The organism is Achromobacter mucicolens (assembly GCF_029866465.1).
GTDB lineage: Bacteria > Pseudomonadota > Gammaproteobacteria > Burkholderiales > Burkholderiaceae_B > Achromobacter > Achromobacter mucicolens.
Map to the genome: position 1 here is coordinate 5,227,034 of NZ_CP123364.1, position 15,187 is coordinate 5,242,220.

14 protein-coding genes and 2 tRNA genes are annotated in these 15,187 nt (G+C 66.1%); 6 read left to right on the top strand and 10 right to left on the bottom strand.

Going from position 1 to position 15,187, the window contains the following annotated elements; translation table 11 throughout:
- Positions 1-59 precede the first annotated feature (59 nt).
- The 3 genes from QEP15_RS23770 (at position 60) to QEP15_RS23780 (ending at position 864) form a co-directional block, all read left to right on the top strand.
- Positions 60-135 (top strand) — tRNA-Phe (locus QEP15_RS23770).
- A gap of 131 nt (positions 136-266) precedes the next feature.
- A tRNA-Phe gene (locus QEP15_RS23775) sits at positions 267-342 on the top strand.
- 18 nt (positions 343-360) lie between these two features.
- On the top strand, positions 361-864 hold the full coding sequence (locus QEP15_RS23780) for a 50S ribosome-binding protein YggL (protein ID WP_152382831.1): 504 nt from the start codon (positions 361-363) through the stop codon (positions 862-864).
- An 84-nt stretch (positions 865-948) separates the two neighbouring features.
- Here the strand turns inward: QEP15_RS23780 and QEP15_RS23785 are convergent, their stop codons facing one another.
- The 3 genes from QEP15_RS23785 to QEP15_RS23795 all read right to left on the bottom strand — a co-directional run bounded on the left by QEP15_RS23785 (position 949) and on the right by QEP15_RS23795 (position 2,224).
- Entirely contained in the window at positions 949-1,374 is a 426-nt protein-coding gene (locus tag QEP15_RS23785) for a hypothetical protein (RefSeq protein WP_280148185.1), read from the bottom strand.
- A gap of 78 nt (positions 1,375-1,452) precedes the next feature.
- Complete coding sequence (locus QEP15_RS23790; protein WP_280148186.1) at positions 1,453-1,644, bottom strand: hypothetical protein; 192 nt, start codon at positions 1,642-1,644, stop codon at positions 1,453-1,455.
- On the bottom strand, positions 1,637-2,224 hold the full coding sequence (locus tag QEP15_RS23795) for a hypothetical protein (protein ID WP_217484617.1): 588 nt from the start codon (positions 2,222-2,224) through the stop codon (positions 1,637-1,639). The genes QEP15_RS23790 and QEP15_RS23795 overlap by 8 nt, the downstream gene beginning before the upstream one ends.
- Positions 2,225-2,423: 199 nt before the next feature.
- Here QEP15_RS23795 and QEP15_RS23800 point away from each other — a divergent pair, with 199 nt between their 5' ends.
- Entirely contained in the window at positions 2,424-4,883 is a 2,460-nt protein-coding gene (locus tag QEP15_RS23800; protein WP_280148187.1) for a mechanosensitive ion channel family protein, read from the top strand.
- 33 nt (positions 4,884-4,916) lie between these two features.
- Here QEP15_RS23800 and QEP15_RS23805 read toward each other — a convergent pair whose 3' ends face one another.
- Entirely contained in the window at positions 4,917-5,387 is a 471-nt protein-coding gene (locus QEP15_RS23805; protein ID WP_056319925.1) for an Lrp/AsnC family transcriptional regulator, read from the bottom strand.
- Between the two features lie 207 nt (positions 5,388-5,594).
- Here QEP15_RS23805 and QEP15_RS23810 point away from each other — a divergent pair, with 207 nt between their 5' ends.
- Both QEP15_RS23810 and QEP15_RS23815 read left to right on the top strand, forming a co-directional pair.
- Entirely contained in the window at positions 5,595-6,239 is a 645-nt protein-coding gene (locus tag QEP15_RS23810) for a LysE family translocator (RefSeq protein ID WP_280148188.1), read from the top strand.
- Between the two features lie 53 nt (positions 6,240-6,292).
- Positions 6,293-7,198, top strand: coding sequence for an EamA family transporter (locus QEP15_RS23815; protein ID WP_152382835.1), 906 nt, complete (start codon positions 6,293-6,295; stop codon positions 7,196-7,198).
- Positions 7,199-7,221: 23 nt separating this feature from the next.
- Here the strand turns inward: QEP15_RS23815 and QEP15_RS23820 are convergent, their stop codons facing one another.
- The 6 genes from QEP15_RS23820 to QEP15_RS23845 form a co-directional block, all read right to left on the bottom strand.
- The gene (locus tag QEP15_RS23820) at positions 7,222-8,193 is read right to left on the bottom strand and encodes a Bug family tripartite tricarboxylate transporter substrate binding protein (protein ID WP_280148189.1); all 972 of its coding nucleotides are present in this window, start codon (positions 8,191-8,193) and stop codon (positions 7,222-7,224) included.
- 44 nt (positions 8,194-8,237) lie between these two features.
- Positions 8,238-9,023, bottom strand: coding sequence for a 2-oxo-tetronate isomerase (otnI, locus tag QEP15_RS23825; protein ID WP_217618598.1), 786 nt, complete (start codon positions 9,021-9,023; stop codon positions 8,238-8,240).
- 81 nt (positions 9,024-9,104) lie between these two features.
- Positions 9,105-11,117, bottom strand: coding sequence for a TonB-dependent receptor domain-containing protein (locus QEP15_RS23830; RefSeq protein WP_280148947.1), 2,013 nt, complete (start codon positions 11,115-11,117; stop codon positions 9,105-9,107).
- A gap of 278 nt (positions 11,118-11,395) precedes the next feature.
- Positions 11,396-12,445, bottom strand: a complete 1,050-nt coding sequence (locus tag QEP15_RS23835; protein WP_056319935.1) for an ABC transporter substrate-binding protein — start codon at positions 12,443-12,445, stop codon at positions 11,396-11,398.
- Between the two features lie 89 nt (positions 12,446-12,534).
- Entirely contained in the window at positions 12,535-13,518 is a 984-nt protein-coding gene (locus QEP15_RS23840) for a CobW family GTP-binding protein (RefSeq protein ID WP_217618597.1), read from the bottom strand.
- Positions 13,518-15,185: an amidohydrolase family protein gene (locus QEP15_RS23845; protein WP_180097316.1), complete on the bottom strand. Its 1,668-nt coding sequence runs from the start codon at positions 15,183-15,185 to the stop codon at positions 13,518-13,520. Before QEP15_RS23845 ends, QEP15_RS23840 begins: the two co-directional genes overlap by 1 nt.
- Positions 15,186-15,187 lie beyond the last annotated feature (2 nt).

Below are 15,187 nucleotides of genomic sequence, written 5' to 3' on the forward strand. Positions count from 1 at the left end.
CACATCGCCTCCCCGGCTGGCACAAGTCAGAAAAATTGTGTATAGTTGCGGACTTCGTTGGCCTGGTAGCTCAGTCGGTAGAGCAGAGGATTGAAAATCCTTGTGTCGGTGGTTCGATTCCGCCCCAGGCCACCAAAAGCATTCGGGACTTCGGTTCCCACGAAAAACCCAGCCCTCGCGCTGGGTTTTTTGTTGAGTTTTTTGGTGGTGGCGGCGTGTGCGCCTCCACCTGTCCCGACATTTTGTGTATAGTGGCGGGCTTCGTTGGCCTGGTAGCTCAGTCGGTAGAGCAGAGGATTGAAAATCCTTGTGTCGGTGGTTCGATTCCGCCCCAGGCCACCAAAAATTCAGATCTTCGCCATGCCGGGGATCGTATCCCCAGCTCGGGCTGCTGCTTGCCCGATAGCTAGCGGGCGAGAGTGCCACGCCGACATCGCGGTCGTGCACCGCGGCGTACAAATTCCATCGCATCTCCCCGTCTTCAACGCCCGCGAGGTCTCCGTGCGTAAATATCGATCGATTGCCCCGGTAAATGGCCGCTTGCGCCGGCTCAACCGTCGCCAGCGCAAGAAGTTGCACGTCGGTGAATTCCAAGACTGTCTTTTCGAAGTTCGCGGGTCGCTCGTTAGCGACATCGATGATGGCGATGCGCTGCTCGATGCGTTCATCGCGTGGATCGAAAGCTGCGATCTCTACTTTGCCGGTTACGTCGGTCGAGGCAGGATCGATGGCATGGTGCTCACTTCGGTGGGATCTCCAACTGAAGCACAGCGGCAATCTGTCGTCCGCTGGTTCAAGGAGCGCCCAGAAGTCGCCGAAGTCGAGGCGGGAGAATTCCGAGATGCCTTTTACGGCTATGAATAGGCATTAACCCACGCGTCGCTCGCAATCCAAAGGCAGCACACGCCGCGCCAAGCAAATAGACTGCTCGCTCGGTCGCCCCCCACACTAAGCCCCCCGGGTATCTAAGCTCCTCAGCATTTTCAGCCGTCCCATGATCAGGTCGGCACGCTCGGGCTCTGCAAGCAGGCCTGGAAGCACATTCGCAAAATCGGGATTTTCGATGAGTTTGTCGATGGCGGACCCCACGGCCTGGCGCAACGCGGCAGGCGAATCGGCAAGTTCTGCGGCCAATTCTTCTCGACCGTCCACGATGTTCAATACATCTTCCAAGTCGTGGCTGTTCATGAAGTCGCCACCTCCCCGGCCAGCAAACGCCTCCAATTTTGTGGAGACAAACGCGGCGGCGCTAATCAGCTTGATCGTCACCCCAGATTCCAGCTCCATGTCGCCAGCCGTCTCGACGGCGTAGGAATACCATCGATTGGAAAAGCCTAAGATCTCCGGCTGAACGGGCATGAGATCGAAAAGCACGCCGGATTCTTTGTGCACCCAGCGGCAAATGACATCACTGCTGACATCGCGCGCAAACCCACGCGCCGCAACGGCTTCTTAGAACCTATGAAAAGCGGCACGATTGGCCTCCAGCACGGCGTCCACGTCGCGCGTCGCGCGTACGGGGTCGGCCAAAGGGTCCGTGATCAGCAGGCCCGCCACAGCGCCCCCGACAAATACAACTTGTTCCCGCAATTCACCCAGCGCCCTGGCGATGCTGCGTAAATAGGGCAAGTTGGGGTCATCCATTCGCATCGAGGACTCCTGCATCGGCGTGCATCAGTTCGGTCTCCAAAAGCTGGGTAGCGAGGTCGCGCTCACGGGCTCTGCCTGTGCGCAAGGCATCCACCAACGCCAGCATGCGGTGCAAGGCCGGGTCCGCAAGCGCGGCCTGCGGCGCCGTGCGATACAGCGGCGAAAGCGTTGGTCCCTTGGCGGCGCCCGTGGGATGCGCCCAGACGGGGGCCTCCCCCGGCGCGGCGTTCAAGCGGCTGGCTAGCGGCTCGGTGCCGAAAGCAGTTGGAATGCCACGCTTGACCGGCCCCGGTATCGCTGGCCAGACATATCGCACGCCGTGGACGACAAATTCCAGAATATTCGCTCTTACCGGCCGCCATTTGCCGCGTGCCGGCGCCACCGCCAACCCTGCCGCGACAGCCCGCTTGACGCTTGCGTGAGCCTCCGAGGCGCTCATGTGCAGCGCCGAACCCAGCGCAGCGTAGGTCCAGTGCTGCGGCGGGTGGGCAGCAGCCTTGAGCAGTACCAGGAGGTCTTGAGGCTTCAGGTCCATGAGCATATTCGCTATTCGCGAATAGCGAATATCACCCATGAACCAGTTTTTTGCAACTGCTATATACGGCGCTCAGCGCCAGAGGCGGTTTCCAAATTGGAGCCTTCCTCACGCTTGCGAACAACCCTTCCCGCAACAGCCCTTCTGGCCCGCCGCATTTCGCGATATCGTGACATGCCGCCGTTTCGCAGTCGATGCCAAGTAACCGCACGTCCGTCCCCCACCACGGAGTCGCACCATGCGCGCCCGCGCACGAATCCTCTTCTGGCTGTCTGGCCTGGTCCTGGGGTGGGCGCGCGTGGCGCTTGCGGCGGAAACGCCCGCGCCCGCCGCGCCGCCTGCCGCGATCCAGATGGCCGAGATTCCGCTGCGGGCGGACACGGATTTGCGGTACGCCGAGGGCGTGTTGCAGCGCGCGGCGACGGCGGATCCGCTGACCGCGTTGATGCCGCCGCTCGATGCCATCGCCAAGTCCGCCGACGAAAAGCTCTACGAATTCCAGCCGGCCCAGCTGCGCAACTTTCCCATCATGCGGCTGGAAAGCCTGGAGCGGCACTGGCTTTTCGACGTGCGGCGGCTGGCGCGCTGGCGGGTCGACATGCGGCAGGCGACGGCCTGGTACGCCAGCGACGCGGCCGAGCTGCTGCGTAGGCGCACGGCCTGGCAGGCGATCAAGGATGCGCCGGGCGCGGCGGGGCTGCCGGCGGCATTGGCCGACCGCGTCGACGTGGTGATCGCGCAATTGCTGGCGGCCAGTCAGGCGCTGTCCGTGCCGCTGTCGCGCCAGGTCGAACTGGAACAGCGGGCCAATGCGATCGAGGAACAGATCAAGGCAGGCCAGCGTCAGGTGATGGAGGCGATCAGCTACGTCGACGCGCGGCTATTGCGGGTGGACTCGCCGCCGCTCTGGGCGTTGGACTGGTCCGGAAGATCCGACCAGGACACCATGACCCTTCTGCGCCAGGGTCTGGACATTGAAGTCCGTTTCGCGCGCGACTATGGCGCCGCGGGCGCCAGCAACCAGCGCGCGCTGCACACGTTGCAACTGCTGCTGCTGCCGCTGCTGATCTGGCTGGCCAGAAAGAGCCGCAACGCCATCCGCACCGGCGTCATGAGCGAAACCGCCGCCGGTGTGCTCGGGCGGCCCATCTCCACGTGGGTCCTGCTGTCGATGATGGGCGTGCTGGCCCTGGAGCCGGACGCGCCGTTGATGGTGCAGCAGATCGCCCTGGTGCTGGCGGCGGTGCCGGTGCTGCGCCTGCTTCCGCCCGCCAGCCGCCGGCATCTGGACCATTGGCCGCGCGTCATCACCGTGCTCTTCCTTGCCGAGCGGCTGGGCTTCCTGTTCCTGGCCAACACCCTCTTCTATCGGCTGTCGACCGTGGCCGCGGCGGTGGCGGCCCTGACGGCCATTCTGTGGCTCCTGGCGCGCGGACGGCGCCAGACCTATCCGCCCGGCTCCGAGCGGCTGGTGCGCGCCTTGCGCGCCGTCGCCTGGTGCGCAGCGGGACTGCTGTGCGTGTCGCTGGGCGCGAACCTCATCGGCAATGTGTCGCTGTCCGAGATGCTGACCAGCGGCATCATCGGCAGCGGCTACTTCGGGCTGGTGCTGTACGCGGGCGTGACCGTCATCATCACGCTGCTGCAGCTTCTGCTGGCCCGCCAGGGCATCTCGCGCTTCCGGCTTGCGCGCGAACACGCGCCGCCGCTGGTGCTGCTGCTGATCCGGCTTGTCAGCGCCGCCGCGGTCGTGGGCTGGGCGGTCTACACCATGGACCGCTTCCGCGTCCTGCGCGCCACCTACGCCTTCGTGACGCAGGTGCTGTCCTATACGCTGGAAGTCGGCGAGGTCTCGATCAGCCTGGGCAACATCCTGGTCTTCGCGATCTCGGTCGTGATTGCCTTCTGGGCCGCGCGCGCGGTGCGTCTTATCCTGCACGACGAGGTTCTGACCCGCATGTCGCTGCCGCGCGGCGTCGGCAACAGCATCGCCTCGCTGTCGTACTACCTGGTGCTGCTGCTGGGATTGGGCATCGCGCTGTCGGCAGCGGGTTTCCAGACCAGCCAGCTCACCATCGTGTTCGGCGCCTTGGGCGTGGGCATCGGCTTTGGCCTGCAGGGCGTGGTGAACAACTTCGTGTCAGGCCTGATCCTGATGTTCGAGCGTCCGATCCAGCCCGGCGATGTCGTGGAGATCGGCGGCACGTCGGGCCAGGTGCGGGATATCGGCATGCGCGCCACCCGCATCAAGACGTTCGACGGCGCCGACGTGATCGTCCCGAACGGCACGCTGCTGTCCGACAAGCTGACCAACTGGACGATGCTGGACCGCAGCCGCAGGATCGAGATCAGCATCGGGCTGGCCTACGGCACCGACCCGCGGCAGGTGCTCGCGCTGCTGGACGACGTCGCGCGGCAGACGCCGGGCGTCGTCACGGAGCCTGCGCCGATGGTGCTCTTCATGGGCTTTGGCGCCAGCACACTGGATTTCAGCTTGCGCGCGTGGACCTATGACTTCGACCGGTGGATCGAGATCCGCAGCGACATGCTGGCGCGGATGTACGACACGCTGCGTGACGCGGGCATGCAGATCCCCTTTCCGCAGCGGGACTTGCACCTGCGCAGTGTTTCGGAAGAGGCGGGCCGTGCGATCTTCGCGGCCAGGCAACCCGGACCGGACGCCCCGCCTGCGGGCTGAACCTGTACCTAAAGCGCCGGCCTCGGCGCCGGTTCACCCGCCGGCCATCACCGGCACCGTCAACCCGTTCTTCACCCGGCTCATCACCACCAGCGTCGAGAACCGCTTTACGTTCGGATTGCCCCAGAAGTAACGCTGCGCGAACACCTCGTATTCGGCCATGTCGCGCATGGTGAGCGTCAGCACGAAATCGACCTCGCCCGTCACCGACAGGCATTGCATGATTTCGGGCGCGTTCTGCATGGCGCGCTTGAACTGGTCGAGTTTGTCGGCGCGTTCGCTTTCCAATGACACCAGCACAACCATCGTGATGCCGCGGCCCACGGCGGCGGGATCCACGACGGACACGTCCGCCGTCACCACCTTGGCTTCGCGCAGCCGCTTCATGCGGCGCAGGCACGATACCGGCGACAGGTTCACGCGTTGCGCGACGTCCTGGCTGGTGCGCTGGTTGTCTTCCTGCAGGCTTTGCAGGATCTGCAGGTCGAAATCGTCTAGTTCCATGAGGCGCTCGGAACGCGGGGAAATGGCGCCCAGGATGGCGCGGGGAGAGGCTATTCGAGGATTCTAATCGGGGCGGCGATGCAATCCTTCGCGATTTCGACGGGAAACTTCATTTCGGGGCCGCGGGACGCAGGAATTATTCAGGCCGCTTGCTTACACTGGGAGCCCTCCGCCCGCACATGCGGGATTTTTCACGCTGCACCCGCAATGCCCTCACTCCAGTTGTTCCTGCTGTTCCTGGCCGCCGATGCGGCCTTGAAGCTTACGCCCGGCCCCGACATGGCGCTTACGCTGTCGCGAGGCATGACGCAGGGATTCCGCCCCGCCTTCCATAGCGTGCTGGGCAACGTGGCGGCCGGGTTCGTCCAGGTGCCCGCCGTGGTGCTGGGGCTGGCGTCGGTGCTGCGAACCTTTCCCACGCTGTTTGTCGGCATCAAGGCGGCGGGCGGCCTGTACCTGGGCTACCTGGGCATCAAGGCCATGATCCGGTGCGCGAACGCCGCCGAGGTGTCGCTGGCGGCCCAGCCCAGCGACGCGCGCGACGCCTTCTGGCAGGGCTTCATCACCAATCTGCTGAACCCGAAGGTGCTGCTTTTCATGATCGCCTTCCTGCCGCAGTTCACCTCGCCGGACAACGGACCGGTCTGGATCCAGATGCTGGTGCTGGGCGTCACGATGAAGGCGCTCAGCCTGCCGTACGGCAGTTGTTTTGCGTACGGCGCGTCGCGCATCCGCGGCTGGGTCGGACGCAACCCCTGGTTCCTGCGCATGCAGCAGGGGCTGCTGGGCGCAATCATGTTCGGGCTGGCGATCTACGTGCTGATTTCCACGGCGATGCATCCACAGCCCTGACCGCTCATCCGCCCGCCTGAACCAACGACGCCATTGCACACCCTCAGCCTTCCATGACCGCCGCCACCTTGAACAACGGACACCCCAGCGCCACGTCCACCCTGCTGCCCACCCTGTCGCTGATCGGCGCCATGGCCTCCTTGTGCGTGGGCACGTCGTTCGCCAAGTCGCTGTTTCCCGAAGTGGGCGCGCAAGGCACCACCGCATACCGCATCGTCATCGGCGCCATCATCCTGCTGGCCTTCTGGCGGCCCTGGCGCTTTCCGCTCACGCGCCGCAACGCCGCGAAGATCGCCCTGTATGGCGTGACGCTGGCGTGCATGAACCTGCTGTTCTACATGGCGCTCAAAACCCTTCCGCTCGGCATTGCCATCGCCATCGAATTCACCGGGCCACTCACGCTCGCCGTGGTTTTGTCGCGGCGCGCCATCGACTTCGTCTGGATCGCCTGCGCGCTGGCCGGCCTGATCCTGCTGATCCCCACCGGGCAATCCGTGCACGACCTCGATCCGCAAGGCATCGCGTACGCACTGGGCGCGGCTGTGTGCTGGGCGCTGTACATCATCTTCGGCAAGATGGCCGGAAACGTGCATGGCGGACAGGCCACGTCGCTGGGCCTTCTGGCGGCCACGATGGTGGCCCTGCCGGTCGGCGCGGCGCACGCGGGCATGGCGCTGCTGGATCCCAAACTGATCCTGGCCGGCGTGGCCGTCGGCATCCTGTCCAGCGCCCTGCCTTACTCGCTGGAAATGGTGGCGCTGCGGCGGCTGCCGCAAAAGACCTTCGGCGTGCTGCTCAGCATGGAGCCGGCGATGGGCGCGCTGGCCGGGGTGGTGGTGCTTAACGAGCACCTGTCCCAGACGCAATGGCTGGCAATTTTCGGCATCATCGTCGCGTCCGCCGGCTGCGCGGCCACAGCGCAGCGCAGCCGCAAGGCGCCGATCCCGGTGCCCGACTGAACATTCCGGCGGCGCCCGCCCGCTCACTCGCCCGACAGCCCCTTGCTCCGGATGACCGCGCCCCAGCGCGCGTGCTCCTGCCGCGCGTAAGCCTCGAACGCCTGCGGCGTGCTGCCCGCCGGTTCCATGCCCTGCAAGGTAAGCTGCTTGACCACGTCCGGCGAGGCCAGGGCTTGCCGGATTGCGCGGCTAAGCGTCTCCACCACCGGCGCCGGCGTGCCGGCCGGGGCCACCACGCCCTGCCAGGCCGCCGCCTCGAAAGCCGGACCGCCCGCCTCGGCAAAGGTCGGCACGTTGGCCAGTTGCCCGGATCGGGCGGCGGACGGCACCGCGATGGCATGCAGCCTGCCCGCCTGGATCAGCGGCCGCGCGGCGGCCAGGTCCGCCATCATCAGCGGCACCACGCCAGCAGCAACGTCCTGAAGCGCCGGCGGCGTCCCCTTGTACGGCACGGCCGTGGCGCGTCCCCCGATCGTTTCCATGAACAATTCCATCGCCAGATGGTGCGGACTGCCCACGCCCAGCGAGGCGTAACTGCCCGGCTCGTTGCGCTTCAGATAGGTCTTGACGTCGTCCAGCGTGCGCAGCCCGGAATCCGGGGCGGTCACGAGGACGATGGGCAGCGCCACCAGCGTGGACACCGGCGTGAAATCGGCCTGGGGATCGTAGGGCAAATCGCTGTAGAGCCACGGGTTGAGCGCCAGCGTGCTCATGCCGGCGGTCAGCACCGTGTAGCCATCCGGCTGCGCGCGCGCGGCCTCCTGCGCGGCGACGATGGTGGCCGCGCCCGGCCGGTTCTCGACCACCACCGGCTGACCCAGCGTCTGGCCGACATGACGGGCCACGATGCGCGTGGCCAGATCGCTGCCGCCGCCAGCACTGAACGGCACCAGCCAGCGAATGGGGCGATCGGGATATCCGCCCGCCACCGACGCGGCCGGAATGGCCGCCGCCAATGCGGCCGACAACAGCATGCGCAGCACGCCCTGAAACATGAAGCTCACTCCTTTTGCACTTCGATTGGGGGCATTGCGCGGGATCAGGCGCGGGCGGCGTTCAGCCAACGCAGGCCGGCCGAGGTCGCGCCCGCGGGGCGGTACTCGCAGCCGATCCAACCGCCGTACTGCAACTCACGCAGCACGCCGAAGATCCAGCCGTAATCGAGTTCGCCGCGGTCGGGCTCCTGGCGCAGCGGCACCCCGGCGATCTGCAGATGGCCGACCCGCCCGGTGGGCAGGTATTCGCGCAGCTTGGCGGTGACGTCGCCCTCGACGATCTGGCAGTGATAGAGGTCCATCTGGACTTTCAGATTGGGTGCGTCGACAGCCTGCACGACGGCGTGCGCCTCGTCCTGGCGGTTCAGGAAGTAGCCGGGGATGTCGCGCGTGTTGATCGGCTCGATCAGCAGCGTGACGCCGGCGGACCGGGCCTCGCGCGCAGCCCAGTCCAGATTGGCCAGATAGCAGTCCCGCATCTCATCGCGCGACGCGTCCGGCGGCACTACGCCCGCCATCACGTGGACGTTGGAACAAGACAGCGCGGTGGCATAGCAGAGCGCCTGCTCGATGCCGGCCTGGAACTCTTCCTGCCTGCCCGGCAGCGCCGCCAGGCCGCGGTCGCCCTGCGCGGTGATGCCGGGCGGCGCATTGAACAGCACCTGCGCCACGCCGGCGGCATCCATGCGCTCGCGCACGAACGCGGCGGGCGCTTCATACGGAAACATGCATTCCACGCCCGCAAAGCCGTCGGCCGCTGCCGCCGCATAGCGGTCCAGGAACGCATGTTCCGGGTACATCATCGACAGATTGGCGGCGAACTTCAGCATGGCGGGCTCCTGGCGCGTGATGCCGCCGCGGGCGGCGGCATCCGCCGAAAATAGCACAGCCGGGCGCCGCCCCCAACCCGGTCAGTACGTCATGCGCACGCCCAGCAACACGCTGCGTCCGGGCAACGGCGCCACCGACGAGATGAACGACGCGTGGTTGTAGGCCAGCTTGTTCAACAGGTTGGTGCCGCGCAGGTAGACCTCGTAGCCCGTCGCGCCGTACTGGCCGCGATACGCGACGACCGCGTTGACCATGTTGTAGCCCGGGGTGGTGTCCTCGTACGCCGCAATGTCCTTCTGCGCGAACACGCGGGCGTATTCGACGCCGCCCGACCACTGCTGCCACTTGAAGTTGCCGCGCACGCCCGCGCGCCCCGCAGGAATGCGCGGCAGATTGCCGTCGCCGCCCGTCAGCCTGCCGCGCACGTAGTCGCCGAACACCGCCGCCGAGAAGACCGGCGTGAACTGGTGCCGCAGCTCGCCTTCCACGCCCGTGAATTCCGCATCCTGCTGCGTGTATTCGATCAGGCGGAAATCCTCGAAGCGATCCAGCGTATTGGCGTAGATGTAGTTCTTGACGCGGTTGTGGAACACGCTGGCCGAGAACGTCGTGTCGCCCGAATGCTTGCGCAGCGTCAGGTCGATGTTGTGCGACGTTTCGCGCGTCAGGTCCGGATTACCCAGTTCATACGTATTGGTGGCAAGGTGAACGCCGTCCGCATACAGTTCCTGCGCGTTGGGCAGGCGCTGCGAGCGCGACAGCGACAGCGCCACCGAATACTGCGGCGCGAAGTCCCAGATCGCGGCGGCCGACAGCGACGTGCCCGACAGGCTGCTGCGCGGCGCGCCGCCCGACGGCGACACGCGCTGCCAGTCCTGACGCGCGCCCAGCTCGAACCGCCAGTCGTTCAACTGGTATTCCTCCAGCACGAAAATGCCGTTCGACCGGGTCTTGCTGGGCGGCAGGAATGCCTCTTCGCCTTCGGCGCTGAAATCGCTGTACGCATTCTGCAGACCGATCACGCCGCGCCAGCCGGCGATGGGCTTGTGCTGCAGCTCCACCCGCATGTCGTAGCCTTTGTTCTTGAAGCGCGTGCCAACCTCGCCGCCTTCGATCTCATCGTGCTGATAGTCCGTCAGGCCGCCGCGAAAGCGGATCTTCTCGAAGCCGGCAAACGGATCCTGGTATTCCGCGCGCAGATCCACCCGGTTGCTGCGCAGCTTCACGTAGGGCACGCCACCGTGCTCGTGATCGTGGTCGTGGTCTTCCTCGCCCTCGTCGCCGTGGTCATGATCGTGGCCGCCGCAGTGCAGATGCGTGCCGTGCGGGTGGCACCCTTCGTACTCGTGGTTGTGGCCGGGCAGGCCGTATTCGCTTTGCAGATGCGTGAAGGCCACGCCCACATAACCGCGCGGCGTGATCCACGACATGCCCACCGAGCCCTGCGTCGATTCGCTGTACGAGCCTTCCAGCTTGCCGCCGGGCCAGTCCGGCACGTCGTAGTCGCTGGTGCGGCGCTTCATGCCTTCGACGCGCACCGCGAACTGGCCTTCGCCCGCCGTGATGCCCACGGCACCGGCGCGCTCCTTGGTGCCGGTGGCGCCGCGCAGCTCGGCTTCGGCGGCGATGCCTTTCTCCGGCACCTCGGTCGGGATTTTCTTGTCCACCACGTTCACCACGCCGCCGATCGCGCCGCCGCCGTACAGCAGCGTGGCCGGCCCGCGCAGGACCTCGATGCGATCAGCCAAAAGGGGCTCGACCGTCACGGCATGGTCAGGAGAGATAGCCGAGGCGTCCATCACTTCGGACCCATCGGACAGCACCTTCACGCGCGGCGCGGTCTGCCCGCGGATCACCGGGCGGCTGGCGCCGCCGCCAAACGTGTCGCTGTTCACGCCCGGCAGGTTCTTGAGGGTCTCGCCCAGCGTCCCGTTGCGCTGCTCGATCAGCGCGTCCCCTTCCAGGACCGAGGCGGGCAGCGTGGTGCTGTTCAAGTCCAGCCCCAACGGGTTGGCGGACACGGTGATCGGCGCGACGGTCTGCGCGCGCGTCTCGCTCGCGGTCTGCGCCTGCGCCACGGGCGCCATCAGCATCAGCGAGCACACCAGCGGTTTCAACGGCGCCCGGCCATGTGAACGGCTGTGCAAGACCTTCACGCGCGCTTTCCCCAACCCCAGCTTCTTTCCTTTCATCTTCGCTCTCTCGGATGTTATATCATTACAAAACGCAGTCGGATGATATAACATTTCATAATCGCTGCAGCAGCTTCCCGAATGAAAAAGCGCGATTCCCTTGCAGGAATCGCGCTTCGATGACGCGGACAACGATGAAACGGACAACCGGAAAGACAGGAACGGCGCCCGCCCGTCGATCAGCCCGCCTTGAACTCCTTGTTCCAGAACTCGAGCATGTCCGCCTTCTTCTCGGTCAAGCCCTTCAGGTCGTAGGCGTGCAGCAGCTTGACCTCGGCGTCCGAAAAGCCGACCCGCTTCAAGGCTTCCGGCAACTGCGCGTTGGTCACGGTGGGCGCGTAGCCCATCTTTTCGGCAAAGCCGATCTGCCCTTGCGGATCCAGCATGGCGTTCAGGTAGGCCCAGGCCGCATCCTTGTTGCGGCTGTTCTTGGCGACGGCCGCTTCAAACGACACCGGCACAGAGCCTTCCTTGGGGATGACGAAGCCCAGCGGCAGACCGCTGTCCTTCCATTGCAGCGCGCGCGCCTTCCACATGACGGCGATCGCGATTTCGCCGGACTTGAAGGCGGCGGCAACGGCTTCGTTGGACGGGTAGATGCGCGGCGCGTTGGGCTTGAGCTTGGCAAGAAAGCGCTTGCCGCCCTCGAAATCCTTGGTGTTGCCGTCCGCGCCCAGGCCCACGAAGACCGAGTTGTAGAGATAGAGAATGTCGGAGAAGCCGACCTGGCCCTTCCACTTCGGATCCAGCAGCACCTGCAGCGAATCCGGCGGGGTCGGGAACTTCTCGGTGTTGTAGACCAGGGTCATCGCGCTGAAGATGTGCGGAATCGAATACGGCGTCTTCAGCGTGTCGATGGCGTTGGCCAGGTTGGGCAGCTTCTTGGTGTCCAGCGGCTCCAGCGTGCCCGAGCGCTCGGCGTCGTACATGTCGACTTCGCCCAGCAGCGCCACGTCCATGCTGCCGCGGCGCGAGTTCTTCTCGGCGCGCAGCTTGGTCACGCGCCCCACGGCGTTACCCGTGTCGTAGACCACCTTCACATCCTGCTTGGCGACGATGGGATTGATGATCTGCTGCAGCAGGTTCTGGTAATCGCCGCCCCAGGTGCCCACCACGATTTCCTTTTCGGCCGCATTGGCCATGCCGGGCAGCCAGCCCAGGGCGGGCGCCAGGGCCAGGCCGGAGGCGGTCTTGATGAAGCCACGGCGATTCAGGTTTTTCTCTTGCATAACAACCTCGTATCGAAGGGAACTGACGACTTGCTACGATGCGCCGCGCGGCAGGCCAGTCTGGCGCGCGGCCTTGGGTTCAACAGGATTCAGACCAGCATTTGCACCGGCGCATCCGGCGCGGACGCGCGGATCTCGTCGGCTTCGATGTCGCGCGCGATCACGATGATCGCGTCGCGCGCATCGGGCTGCCGCGTCAGCCGCTGCGGCAGGCTGAACGTCGAGCCGACCGACTGGATCAGGATGGGTTCCTCGCAATCCGTGACGCGCACCACCGCCTTCACGCGCAGCAGACGGTCGCCGCACAGGCCGGCCAGGTTATCCAGCCACTCGGAAAAATCGGTCCAGCTGATACCGCCTTGCGCGCGTGCCGCCATGACGCGGATGCGCGGATGCGCCGCGCCCTGCCCGCCTGAGGCAAGCACTCGCGCCGCAAGGCCGGCCAGGTCGGACGTGCCTTGCGACGGCGCGAACGCGGCCTGCACCGCGCGCCGGCGATCCGGCTCCGCGACGATCTCGGCAAGCGGATTCAACGCCTCGGCGCGCGCGGCGCGTTCGCCCAGCGCGCCGGGCACGGCCGGGAGCAGATCGGTCTTGGTCAATACGATGCGATGGGCCGCGCCAAACTGCGCCATCGCTTCGTCCATCTCGGCCAGCGCGTCGGGATCGCGCGCGCAGTCGTCGGTGCAGACCACCGTCAGCCGCAGGCCGCGGCTGGCCAACTCCGGATCCGCCAGCGACGCGATGATGGGTCCGGGCCGCGACAGGCCACTGCACTCCAGGACGACGCGTTGCAACGGACCCTCGCCTTCGGGCCGGGGCGCATCCAGCAGCGCGCTCAGCGTGTAGACCAGATCGCTGCGCAACGAGCAGCACACGCAGCCGTTGGCCATCAAGGTCATCGGCACGTTGTCGCTGTCGTTGGCCACGATGGCCCCGTCCACGCCGACCTCGCCCGCCTCGTTGACGATCACGCCCGTATCGCGCGATTCCGGATCGCGCAGGTAGTCCACCAGCAGCGTGGTCTTGCCGCTGCCCAGGAACCCGCACAACAGGAAAAGGTCGACGGCCATCAGGTCACGTCCTCGCCCGGGTCGCCCGAGTCGCAGGGCGACCCAGCCGGCGCGCCGCCGGTGGGCGGGCGCTCGCCGTCGGGATCGTCTGCCCAGCTGTCCCGCACCATCGCGCGCACGTCCGCCAGCAGCTCGGCGGTGTCGTACACCACGCCCGACTTGATGGTGGTCTGCAGACAGCGCTTCCATTCGACCTTGGCAGTGTCGTCGTTCAGGCGCATGGCGCCGGTGCCGAACAGCAGCTTGAAGTCGGTGAGCGGATTCTGGTCGTGGATCAAGAGGTCGGCGCGCTTTTGCACGTCGATGGAGCCGGTGTCGTCATCGATGCCCAGCAGCGCCGCGCTGTGCGACGTGGCCGCGCGCAGCACCTCGATGGGATGAAAGCCCGCTTCCTGCAGCAGTTCCAGTTCGCGGATGAAGCCGAAGCCGTAGATCTGGTAGATGAAGCCCGAATCGCTGCCCGCGCAGACGCGTCCGCCCAGGTTCTTGTATTCGTTGATGAACTGCATCCACAGCCGGTAGTTCTGCTTCCATTCGATCTCGTTGGTGGTGCTCCAGCGGTACCAGTAGGCGCCGTGGCCGCCGCGCTGCGGCTGGAAGTAGCGCCACACCGCCTTCCACGTGTACTCGTCGTGCCAGTCCGCGCGGCGCGCGCGCATCAGGTCGCGGTTGGCGTCGTAGATGTTGAAGGTGGGCACGAAGGTGTGACCGATTTCCAGGAACTCGTCCATGACCTGGCGCCACTTGGCCGATCCGGGCTGCGCGGCCTGCATGAAGGTCTGGCCCGCCACCGCAAAGCGGTAGTACTCGTCGCTGTAGTTGTAGTCCGTGGGAAACGACTGCACGACGCGGTCTTCGAACAGCGCCTCGGGCAGGCCGTAGTAGTGTTCGGAGCTGGTCAGCCCCCAGCGCGCGGATTTCAGCGCATTCACGCGCGTCACCGCCATCTGGGCGTGATGGCAGCCCGAACGCAGGCCCACCTTGGCCGCCTCGTCCAGCGCCGCTTCCATGATGGCCGGCGGCGCGCCAAAGAACTTGATGCCGTCCGCGCCGCGCGCGGCCAGCTTGCGCACCCATTCGCGGCCCTGCTCCGGCGTGTGGATGGTCTTGACGCGGTCGTTCACGGCGGGAAACACGGAATGCACGATCATGCGCGGCGCCGCGATCTGGTTGGCCGCGGACAGCTCGCGCTGCTCCATCGTCCAGCCCAGGCCGCCCATCGCGCCCATCTCGCGCACGGTGGTCACGCCATGCGCCAGCCACAGCTTGTAGATGTAGTCGGCGGGCGGCACGATGCCGCTCATCGCGTGATACGGCGTGCCGATGTGCGCGTGCGCGTCGACAAAGCCGGGCGTCACGAACTTGCCGTGGCAGTCGATCTCGTGATCGCCGGGGCCGGGGCGGCGCTTGGGGTCGATGGCCTTGTGCGGCGTGCCCACGTTGACCAGCGCGGTGATGCGATCGTTCTCGATCACGATATCCACCGGGCCCCAGGGCGGCGCGCCGGTGCCGTCGATGATCGTGGCCCCGCGCAGGATCAGCCGCGGAAACGGCCCCAGGCCGCGGTCGCGGGGCGCGGGCGCCGAGGGCGGATGCCACCCCTTGGCCGCGTTGACGTCGCGGGATTCCTCGCCGACTTCCGATTGCGAAAACGTGGGATCGCTCATGG